This is a genomic window from Bacillus sp. JHAA, from assembly GCF_036961585.1.
GTDB lineage: Bacteria > Bacillota > Bacilli > Bacillales > Bacillaceae > Bacillus > Bacillus velezensis.
Window position 1 is genome coordinate 261,709 of the sequence record NZ_JBAMDE010000006.1, and the last position, 10,289, is coordinate 271,997.

Sequence of the window (10,289 nt, forward strand, 5' to 3'; positions counted from 1 at the left end):
TCCTCCCCGATTAGAAATCGTTGTAAATATAAGTGCCGGTATTCGCTGTATGAAATCCATACATCCAAAAGAGCAATACTAATATCAGAAAATAAAAGCCCGTATGAAACGTCCATTTGATCAATGTATTTTCATAAGCACGTTTTAATTTTTGCATCATATTCAAAATTCCTTCCCCGCGTATTCAATAATTACACCAGTATATGACGATTAGATTAACAAAAAGTTTCAAAATATGTCTAATATCCTAAGCTTAAAATTTCCTTAAAAATGAATGAGAAACAAAAGGATGGAAAACACGCATGTATAAATTGGCAAATGATCATACTAAAAGGGCGCTGTTCAGGCGGGATTTTTAACTTATCGTAAATATAAACGAGGTAAAAAAATTTTGGCGGCTTTTTCTTAAGCAGGCTTGTGCCGAACCCCAATGGAGAAGGGCGAAAAGCCGTTTCCGGCAGGATAGCCGATAAAGCGCCGCATCTTGTGAAATGAGGAAGAAATTATTATGATAGATAAGGTAGCAGAAAACGTGAAAACCCCAATTCAACACTACTGTTATCGGCTGACTGTGAAAGCCTTTTAATAGAAAGGAAGAGGAAAATGAATCAAAACAATATGGGGGGCAGCCAAAAGACGCCCGAGAAAGAAAGCATGGGCCGCATTTTGTGGCAGCTAACCCGCCCTCATACATTGACGGCATCGTTTGTGCCCGTACTTCTCGGCACCGTATTGGCGATGTTTTACGTAAAGGTTGATTTCCTGCTGTTTTTGGCCATGCTGTTTTCCTGTCTTTGGATTCAGATCGCCACGAACTTATTCAATGAATATTACGATTTTAAACGCGGTTTAGATACGGAGGATTCCGTCGGTATCGGCGGAGCGATCGTCCGCCACGGCATGAAGCCGAAAACAATTCTGCAGCTGGCGCTCGGCTCTTATGCGATTGCCCTCGTGCTCGGTGTTTATATCTGCATGAGCAGCAGCTGGTGGCTTGCGGCTATCGGCCTTGCCGGCATGCTGATCGGCTATCTGTATACGGGCGGCCCGCTGCCGATTGCGTATACACCGTTCGGGGAACTGTTCTCCGGCATTTGCATGGGCTCTGTATTTGTCCTTATTTCTTTCTTCATTCAGACAGGCAGAATTAATGAACAGAGCATTTTGATTTCCATCCCGATCGCCATCTTGGTCGGAGCCATTAATCTGTCCAACAATATCCGTGATATTGAGGAAGATAAAAAGGGCGGACGTAAAACCCTGGCCATTTTGATGGGGCATAGAGGGGCCGTCATGATACTGGCCGCATCTTTTGCCATCGCTTACATCTGGATCGTCGGTCTTGTCATTATGGGTTACACAAGCCCGTGGCTGTTCCTGGTCTTCCTGAGCGTGCCGAAACCCGTTCAGGCCGTGAAAGGCTTTGTGAAAAACGAAATGCCGATGAACATGATTATTGCGATGAAATCAACGGCGCAAACCAATACATTTTTCGGATTCCTGCTTTCCATCGGACTCCTGATCAGTTATTTCCGCTGATCAAATGAAAGGGCAAATGCCATAACCGGCATTTGCTTTTTTTTATGACATAATCTTCACGATTTTGTAAAGAACCTGACCGCGGACTGACCCGTCTCATATATGGACAGCAAAGCAAGGAGATGAAAAAAATGGACTTGTCAACAGCCCATATGGATGATTTGAAAACGGTCATGGAAGATTGGAAAAATGAATTATTAGTTTATAAATTCGCTTTAGATGAGCTGGATACGAAGTTTTCTATTATCAGCCAGGAATATAATCTGATTCACGGGCATAACCCGATCGAGCATACAAAATCACGCGTGAAAAGTTTTGAGAGTATCGTCAATAAACTGATGCGCAAAGGCTGCGATGTGACGACGCAGGAAATGAAAGAGCATATTCATGATATTGCGGGTGTCAGGATTATCTGTTCCTTTATTTCCGATATTTATAATGTCGCTGAGGTTTTGAAGCAGCATAAGGACCTGAAGATCGTAAAGGTGAAGGATTATATCAAACATCCGAAGCCGAACGGCTACCGCAGCCTGCATTTGATTATTGAAATTCCCGTTTATTTGACGAATCGTGTGGAATATGTGAAGGCGGAAATTCAAATCCGCACCATTGCCATGGATTTTTGGGCGAGTCTTGAACATAAAATTTATTACAAATTAAATAACGAAGTCCCAAAGCATCTGACCGACGAGCTGAAGGAAGCGGCGGACATCGCCCATTATTTAGACGAAAAGATGCTTGGGATTAAGAAAGAAGTCGATTAAACGATTGACGCATCACAACCAGCCGGACCGCTTTTATGTGCAGTCCGGCTGGTTGTTTTTATGTTTACGTGTTTTCGCTTTCCTGCGCGATATATTCTGACGATGATTCAGGCTGAAATCCTGATTGAATTTGAACAGGGAATGCAAAAGATATCAAATCGCAAACAGCACATTCCCGCAGAAAAAATGTGTAAGATCGAGGTTTACTTTTTAAAAAAAGGGAAAGACATTTGTACAACAAAAAGGGAGATGAATATCAGTGGGAAAGAATGAAACAATGCATATCGTATCATGTGCCGATGATCATTATGCTCGTCATTTGGGTGGGATGTTCGCTTCTTTATTGATGAATATGGATAAAACAAGGGATGCAAAATTATATGTAATCGACGGCGGAATTACTGCCGAAAACAAGGACAAGCTTGAACAGACCGCGATGTCATTCGGGACGCCGCTTGAATTTTTAGAAGTAGACGCTGATCAATACAAGCATGCAGTCGAAAGCAGCCACATTACAAAAGCGGCTTATTACCGCATTTCCATCCCTGATTTAATTAAGGATGAGTCCGTAAAGCGGATGATTTACATTGATTGCGATGCAATTGTGATGGAAGATATTTCGGTTTTATGGGACTTGGATATTTCCCCGGCAATAGTTGCGGCGGTAGAAGACGCCGGACAGCATGAAAGACTGAAAAAAATGAATATCAGCGAAACTGCCAAGTATTTTAATTCCGGCATTATGATTATAGATTTCGAACCTTGGAGAAAACAAAATATTTCCGAAAAGGTGATTGATTTTATCAACGAAAACAGCTCGGAGGATTTTCTCGTGTTTCATGATCAGGACGCGCTTAACGCGATCTTATATGATCAATGGCATGAACTGCATCCGCGCTGGAACGCGCAGACGCATATTATCATGAACGAGAAAACGCCTCCTGAACTGATCGACCGTATACGTTACAGAGAAACACGTGCCGAACCGGCCATCGTCCATTTCTGCGGCAGTGACAAGCCTTGGAATACAGGCACCTCGCACCCGTATCGTGATCATTATTTCCGATATATGTCCTTTACGAAATGGAACACGATCGACCGCCCGGCCATGAACCAATAGGCAGGTGTGATGAAAACGCTTGTGAAGCCGTTATCCGGCTCATAAGCGTTTTTTTTGCTATTTCACCCGAATCGCACGCACGCGTTTTTGCAGGCTGGTTTTTTCGGCAGACGGCTTCAATCGGCTGACTGCCGTTTGCGCCGCTGATTTTGCTTTTTTCGTCTTGGTTTTCTCAGCCGTTTTTACTTTGTCTCTAGCCTGCTGCCGGTTGAGTTTATCTTTTATCCGGTCAAGCCGTTTTTCCAGAGCGTTTTTTTCTTTTCCCGGCTGGATTTCGCTGACTGCTTTTTGGGCTTTTACGGTGCTGGCCTCAGAGGTCTTTTTTTCCGCCTGCTTGACGCTGGCCTCAGCTGTTTTCAAAAGGCTTGAGTTGACAGCGTTCAGCCGCTTTTGCAGCCCTTTTTTTTCTGAACCGGCCGGTAATTTGCGAATGGCGCTTTGTGCGGCATTGACGGCGGTTTTTTTCTTTTGTTTTTCGGCAGTCCGGACTTTGTCTCTTGCGTCCGTCACATTTCTTGCCGTCTGAACTTTATTGATCCGGGACTCGAGAGCGGTTTTTCCCTTTGACTTGGACAGCTTGCTGACGGCCGTTTTTGCTTGATTGATATCTGCCTGTTTTTTCGTCTTTTCCGCTTTTATTACGGCCCGTTCGGCATAGCTCTTTTGCTTTACATGATATTGCACCAGGCCGTACCCGAATCGGCTGTCACGTCCGGGAGCGCCCAGATCTTTGATGTTTTGCTGCATCTGCTGCCGGAGCTGTGTATTTGTTTCCTCGGGATATTTCTGCCTGAGCAGCGCGAACATGCCGGTGACGTGCGGTGCGGCTTGAGATGTGCCGTCAGCTACGGCGTACATTTGATTCAGGTACGTGCTCGTAATATTGGTGCCGGGTGCGGCAAATTCAAGTTGTTTTCCGGTCGTGGAAAAAGCCGCGAGCCCGTTTTTTTCAGTTGACGCTGAGACTGCTGTTACGCTGCTGTAGGCACCCGGATAATTGACGGGTTTTTTGTTGCCGTCGTTTCCTGCGGCGGCTACGATCACGATTCCTTTTTTGTATGCTTTATCTACGGCGTCGTGAAGAATTTTGCTGTCTGCGTTAGTTCCGAGGCTCATATTGATGATGTCCATTTTATTGGCGATCGACCAGTCGATTGCTTTAAGAAGGCTCTTAAGATCCCCTGCACCCTTTCTGTCTAATGCCTTAACCGCATATAACCGGACATCCGGCGCGATGCCGTCAATGCCGTATCCGTCATGTTTGGCCGCAATGATTCCGGCGACATGCGTCCCGTGTCCGTTGTCATCTTTGTATGAGGAAGTATAGCTGACTGCGGAATAGCCTCCCGCAATGGACAGATCATCATGAGGATAAATGCCGCTGTCAATGACAGCCACTTTCACCTTTTTTCCCGTCAAGCCTTCTTTCCACGCCTGCTTGACCTGAGTCGGTTCTATATCCCATTGCGGCAGCGCGTAACTGCTGCTTTGGGCCGCTGATAACGGGCGGATATCAGAACCGCCTGCTGCCTGAAAGGATACATTGTCTTCTACATATAAGATGTCAGGGTCCTGTTTCAGGTCTTTCACCGTTTGTGAATCGGCTGACATGGCGACTGCCGGGAGATGCTGATAGGTCTGTTCCACATCCGCTCCGCTGTCTATGGCGGATTCCTTGCCGTTTTGATTTTTGTACACCACGATAACGTCCCGGTCGTGCGTCTCGGCGTGCGCGGGCGCCGCGGCGGAGAACAGGCCGACGCACAAGGCCGCGGCCATTATCGGTTTCAGGGTGTGATACATTGTGATTCCCCCTTTTTCTTTATATATCGGCAGTGCGGAATTCTTTTTTTCCTGAGGGATAAGGAAAATTTCTGTATGCAAATGTAAGCGTTTCCAAAATATGATGGAGAAAATGCTTTAAGACATCTGCGCAATGAACTCAAAAAGGGGGTTTTTGATAAATGAGTACGTTCAATCGGGTCATGGAAGAAAAAATCATGCCTGTCGCCGGAAAAGTCGCCGGCCAAAGGCACTTAAGAGCTTTGCGGGACGGCATTATTTTGACTATGCCGCTTATCATCATCGGATCGGTTTTTCTGATTCTGACGAGTCTTCCGATTCCCGGTTATGCCGATTTTATGGCTGGTCTTTTCGGTGAAAATTGGGTTGAAAAGCTCGGGTATCCCGTGAATGCGTCCTTTGACATTATGGCGCTTGTCGCCGCCTTTGGGATTGCCTACCGGCTTGCGGAAAGCTATGAGGTGGATGCCCTGTCGTCGGGAGCCATTGCCCTTGCCGCCTTTTTATTGGCGACGCCGTATCAGATTCCGTTTATTCCTGACGGCTCGGCAACAGAGATTATGGTGGGAGGCGGCATTCCGATTTCGCTGCTCGGAAGCAAAGGTCTGTTTGTCGCGATGATCATTGCAATGCTGTCTACGGAAGTGTACCGGTTTATCATACAAAGAAATATCGTCATTAAAATGCCTGACGGAGTGCCGCCTGCGGTCAGCAAATCGTTCGTTGCGCTCATCCCCGGTTTCATTATTATTACGCTTGTATGGCTGGCCCGTCTGTTTATTGAAATAACTCCTTTTAAAAGCCTCCACAATGTCGTAGGCGATCTGCTGGGCACCCCGCTGTCTATTTTGGGCGGGAGTCTCGGCGGGAGTCTTATCGCCGAATTCGTGCAAATGCTGCTTTGGTCGTGCGGCATACACGGCGCGTCCATTATCGGCGGCGTCATGTCGCCGATCTGGTACGGGGCGATGGACGCCAACCGTTTGGCTTTTCAGGCGGGAGAAGCGCTGCCGAGCATTTTTACGACACAGTTCTTTCAAATATGGATTAATGTCGGCGGAAGCGGAGCGACGCTTGCCCTTGTGCTGACCATGCTTGTGCGCTCCAGAAGCAAACAGATGAAACAGCTCGGCCGTCTCGGAATCGGGCCCGCGATTTTTAACATTAACGAACCGATTATTTTCGGGATGCCGCTCGTCATGAATCCGCTGTTAATCGTGCCTTTTATCATTGCGCCGCTCTTGACCATTACGGCGACGTACATCGGGATGAGCACGGGGATGGTGGCAAAACCGGCGGGAATCGCCGTGCCGTGGACGATGCCGCCGCTGATTTCCGGTTATTTGGCGACGGGCGGGAAAATCTCCGGTTCGGTCATGCAGCTGATCAATCTCCTGATTACATTTATCATCTATTATCCGTTTTTCCGAATTTGGGATCTTCAAAAATGGAGAGAGGAACGGGCGGCGGAACAAAACGTCACTGAAGAAACATAAAAAAAACGGGCGCTTTCGCCCGTTTTTTTTAACGCTGGAAAAATTCAATCCATTCGCCGTCAGGTCCTTCAATGTAAAAGTAGCGGTACCCGTTCGGAAGCGTCGTGATTTCTTCATCGATAAATACGGCGCCCTGACGCTTCGCATGCGTGAACTCCGCCGCGATATCTTCAGTTAATAAAGCGAAGTGGTGAACTTTTCCTTCTGCGGGAAGCTCGCTGCTGTAGCCCTGGATCAGCTCAATTTCTGTCTCCGGCCCTTCCTGAAAGCCGAGAAAGGCAAGTTCAATAATGCCGTTCGTATGAGTGATACGATCCTTTAACTGCATACCGAGAACGTCTTGATAAAAGGCGATGGATGTTTCAATATCTTTGACCATAATGCCTGTATGGTCGATTCTTTTGGCTGTCATGGTTTTCCCCCTGTTTTGAATTTTTCGGGACAATGCGGTGTTGATCATGTTTTATGGTACGATAAGAGAAAGCAAAACGAAAGAGGAATGCACAATGAAGCTACTTACAGTGAAAGATACATTTGCCGGAAAGCTGAAAAAAGGATTCCCCCTGATTGAAAAAGACGCTCTGTCCGGAAGCTCTGCTCATTTAACAGAGGGCGATCTTTTTGATGTGACATCCGAGAAGGGTGAGTTTATCGGAAAAGGCTATTACGGTTTGCAGAATAAAGGAGTCGGCTGGGTGCTGTCACGCGCGAGAGATGAACGGATCGACGGACGTTTCTTTCTGGACAAGCTGAAAAAAGCGGCTGAAGCGAGAGCCCATCTGTTTAAGGCGCCCGACACGACGGCGTTCCGGCTGTTCAACGGTGAGGGCGACGGCATCGGCGGCGTCACGCTTGACTTTTATGATGGTTATCTGCTGATTCAATGGTACAGTAAAGGCATTTACGCTTATAAGGACAGCATGATTGAGGCGATTGACGGACTGGAGCTTTCTTATAAAGCGATCTATGAAAAGAAACGATTCGATACGGCCGGGCAATACGTGGAAGACGACGATTTTGTCAAAGGCGAAAGAGGAGATTTTCCGGTCATTGTTCAAGAAAACGGCATCCGATACGCGGTGGATTTAAACGACGGGGCGATGACGGGCATTTTCTTAGACCAGCGTCATGTGCGCAAAGCGATTCGGGACAAGTATGCAAACGGCAGACGGGTGCTGAATACGTTCTCTTATACGGGGGCATTTTCCGTTGCGGCGGCGCTTGGCGGAGCTGAGAAAACGACCAGCGTCGATGTCGCCAACCGCAGTCTCGCAAAAACAATTGAACAGTTCAGCGCCAACGGAATTGATTATGAAGCGCATGACATTAAAGTCATGGATGTTTTCAAATACTTCGGCTATGCGGAGAAAAAAGGGCTGGAGTTTGACCTCATCATCCTTGATCCGCCTTCTTTCGCCCGCACAAAAAAACGGACGTTCAGCGCGGCGAAAGATTATAAAAATCTGCTGAAGGAAACGATCGCCATCACCGCAAAAAACGGCATCATCGTCGCTTCGACAAACAGCAGCGCCTTCAATATGAAGAAATTTAAAGGCTTTATAGAGACCGCCTTTAAAGAAACAAATGAGCGTTACGACATTTTGGAAGAATACACGCTTCCGGAAGATTTCAAAACGATTCCCGCGTTTAAAGAAGGGAACTATTTGAAGGTTGTTTTCTTGCGGAAAAAATAGGATGATCATTTATAGCGTGGAAAGAGGGGAAAAGAAAACCCTCTTCCATCGCGTTAATACGGGATAAAATAATCTTCATATCTTAAAGAAACAACCCGCTATTACTTAGTATCTCATCTGTGCTAAGTAAAGTGGCCTCACTAATCCCCACATTGTTGGCTTTCATGAAGGATTGTACCGCTTGGTAGCCAACCGCATAACCTGCAAACGGTGATAAGCCGACAGGCTGATAACCTTGTTCGGCTGCAAAGGTGTCACCAAACATGTAACTGCTGACCTCAGCAAATCCTTTCATATTTAACGAGCCTTTGATGATTTCTTTTGAGTATTCTAAGTCTTCTTTTTCAAAAGAAGTAACCCAAGGACCTAACAAAGCTTCTCCGTAAAGTTCTTTGGCAAACGATTCTGCCAACCCCTCTATAATTAAGTAATCACCAACCGTTACGTTCCCATAATCCCAATTGAAATACGAAAAACGAATATTATGATGAAATTCATGTGCGATTACAGCAGGCAGTCTCGGTATGTTATATGAATTGGGGAATATTGAAACTTGAATAAATCCCGGAATTCCTCCGAATCCACAATACCCTCTATGTAACTCAAGCTTTTTTTGATTGGCCAAATACATCCCAAACCTTATTTCATCAGCATTTATTTTTAAGCGGTTTTGTTGGATAAATTCTACACAATGAGTTAAAGTGCCATATGCAATTTGAAGAGCTTGAATTTCTTTTAGATTCTCTAATGCTTTTCTTCCGGTTTCCGTATCAAATATGCTCAGATAGCCCAGCATATTTGCAGCCATGATTACATCATATCCGTTAGGTTGCTTTGCCTTTAAGGGAACATTCATCTTTTTCCACATATCTTCAAAAGGTTTCATCATTGAATACCGATAATAATCTTCTCTATTTTCAATCATTGAAAATAACGTTTCGTATTGCCTGATTGTATCCTCGATAATGATTTTAATGGGTACCACCCTTTTTTTGATGATCTATATAAATTGTAATGGCATCACTCATGAGCTTCGCCAACCCTTCACCATACTGATCGATGTTCTTAGTGAAGCGTTTATCTTCAATATAGAGTTGACCTAATCCGTAAAAGGCATCAAAAGAATATTCACCAAAATTTTCATTGAGAAAATCAAACCACTCTTTGATAGCTGTTTGTACGTCTGGGGACTTGGGAGATTGGTTAATAAGGAGTGCAAATTTATTGAACATTGCAGTCCACTTATCAGATAAATCTTTTTGCTCACCATCAGTCATGTTTTTTAATCTAATATTTACCTTATCGACAGGTTGATCACCCCACCGTTTGCGAGCTTCTTGTTCATAAAGATTATGATTGAAGTTCATTCCCTCAAACCGCTCTTTGTTCGTCATGCTAATCTCTCCCATCAAATGTTTGATTGATTTATCGATGGTTTCAATCATCTTATCGACTCTATTCCGTTTCTCAATCAACATTTTCTTTTGTAAAATTAATGCCTCCCTTCGGTTAAATGAAGGACTATTAATGATTTCTTTAATCTCTTTTAAGGAGAAATCGAGCTCCTTGAAAAATAGTATCTGCTGCAGCTGTTCAAGATTCTCTTCAGAATAAAGCCGATAACCGGAATCGGTCGTTTCCTGAGGAGTCAATAATCCGATTTGATCGTAATGATGGAGAGTACGTATGCTCACTCCAATCAGTTCAGCTACTTCTTTTACTTTCATACCCATCACGTTTGCCGCCTCCTTAATGGCTACTCTAAAGTATTACGCAACGTAAGAGTCAATAGTTGGTTAAAGATTTTTTGTATATAGAGGGAGAACATATGAGGATTTCATTGCTGAAATTAAAGAAAAAAAGCCGGGCGTGA

At 45.0% G+C, this 10,289-nt stretch carries 10 protein-coding genes; 5 read left to right on the forward strand and 5 right to left on the reverse strand.

Annotated features, from left to right (window positions below):
- Positions 1–10 precede the first annotated feature (10 nt).
- Positions 11–160, reverse strand: coding sequence for a teichoic acid D-Ala incorporation-associated protein DltX (locus tag V7728_RS15660; protein ID WP_003150882.1), 150 nt, complete (start codon positions 158–160; stop codon positions 11–13).
- A 443-nt stretch (positions 161–603) separates the two neighbouring features.
- Between V7728_RS15660 and V7728_RS15665 the strand changes: the two genes are divergently transcribed.
- From V7728_RS15665 to V7728_RS15675, 3 genes are all read left to right on the forward strand, one after another.
- Positions 604–1,539, forward strand: a complete 936-nt coding sequence (locus tag V7728_RS15665) for a 1,4-dihydroxy-2-naphthoate polyprenyltransferase (protein WP_003150884.1) — start codon at positions 604–606, stop codon at positions 1,537–1,539.
- Between the two features lie 131 nt (positions 1,540–1,670).
- Complete coding sequence (locus V7728_RS15670; protein WP_007407732.1) at positions 1,671–2,303, forward strand: GTP pyrophosphokinase; 633 nt, start codon at positions 1,671–1,673, stop codon at positions 2,301–2,303.
- 259 nt (positions 2,304–2,562) lie between these two features.
- A complete protein-coding gene (locus tag V7728_RS15675; RefSeq protein WP_015418500.1) occupies positions 2,563–3,423 on the forward strand; it encodes a glycosyltransferase family 8 protein in 861 nt (286 codons plus the stop codon).
- 57 nt (positions 3,424–3,480) lie between these two features.
- Here V7728_RS15675 and V7728_RS15680 read toward each other — a convergent pair whose 3' ends face one another.
- Positions 3,481–5,226, reverse strand: a complete 1,746-nt coding sequence (locus tag V7728_RS15680; protein WP_309194582.1) for a S8 family peptidase — start codon at positions 5,224–5,226, stop codon at positions 3,481–3,483.
- Between the two features lie 161 nt (positions 5,227–5,387).
- Here V7728_RS15680 and celB point away from each other — a divergent pair, with 161 nt between their 5' ends.
- Positions 5,388–6,722 carry a PTS cellobiose transporter subunit IIC gene (gene celB, locus V7728_RS15685; RefSeq protein WP_007407728.1) on the forward strand — a complete coding sequence of 445 codons (1,335 nt, stop codon included), beginning with the start codon at positions 5,388–5,390 and terminating at the stop codon, positions 6,720–6,722.
- Between the two features lie 28 nt (positions 6,723–6,750).
- On the opposite strand, the gene V7728_RS15690 is transcribed toward celB, so the two are convergent.
- On the reverse strand, positions 6,751–7,134 hold the full coding sequence (locus V7728_RS15690) for a VOC family protein (protein WP_012118757.1): 384 nt from the start codon (positions 7,132–7,134) through the stop codon (positions 6,751–6,753).
- A 94-nt stretch (positions 7,135–7,228) separates the two neighbouring features.
- Here V7728_RS15690 and V7728_RS15695 point away from each other — a divergent pair, with 94 nt between their 5' ends.
- Positions 7,229–8,416, forward strand: coding sequence for a class I SAM-dependent rRNA methyltransferase (locus V7728_RS15695; protein ID WP_099567193.1), 1,188 nt, complete (start codon positions 7,229–7,231; stop codon positions 8,414–8,416).
- An 82-nt stretch (positions 8,417–8,498) separates the two neighbouring features.
- Here V7728_RS15695 and V7728_RS15700 read toward each other — a convergent pair whose 3' ends face one another.
- Entirely contained in the window at positions 8,499–9,341 is an 843-nt protein-coding gene (locus tag V7728_RS15700; protein ID WP_309194580.1) for a DUF2268 domain-containing protein, read from the reverse strand.
- A 46-nt stretch (positions 9,342–9,387) separates the two neighbouring features.
- Positions 9,388–10,149 (reverse strand): MerR family transcriptional regulator, encoded by a 762-nt coding sequence (locus V7728_RS15705; RefSeq protein WP_099567293.1) that lies wholly within the window; start codon positions 10,147–10,149, stop codon positions 9,388–9,390.
- Positions 10,150–10,289 lie beyond the last annotated feature (140 nt).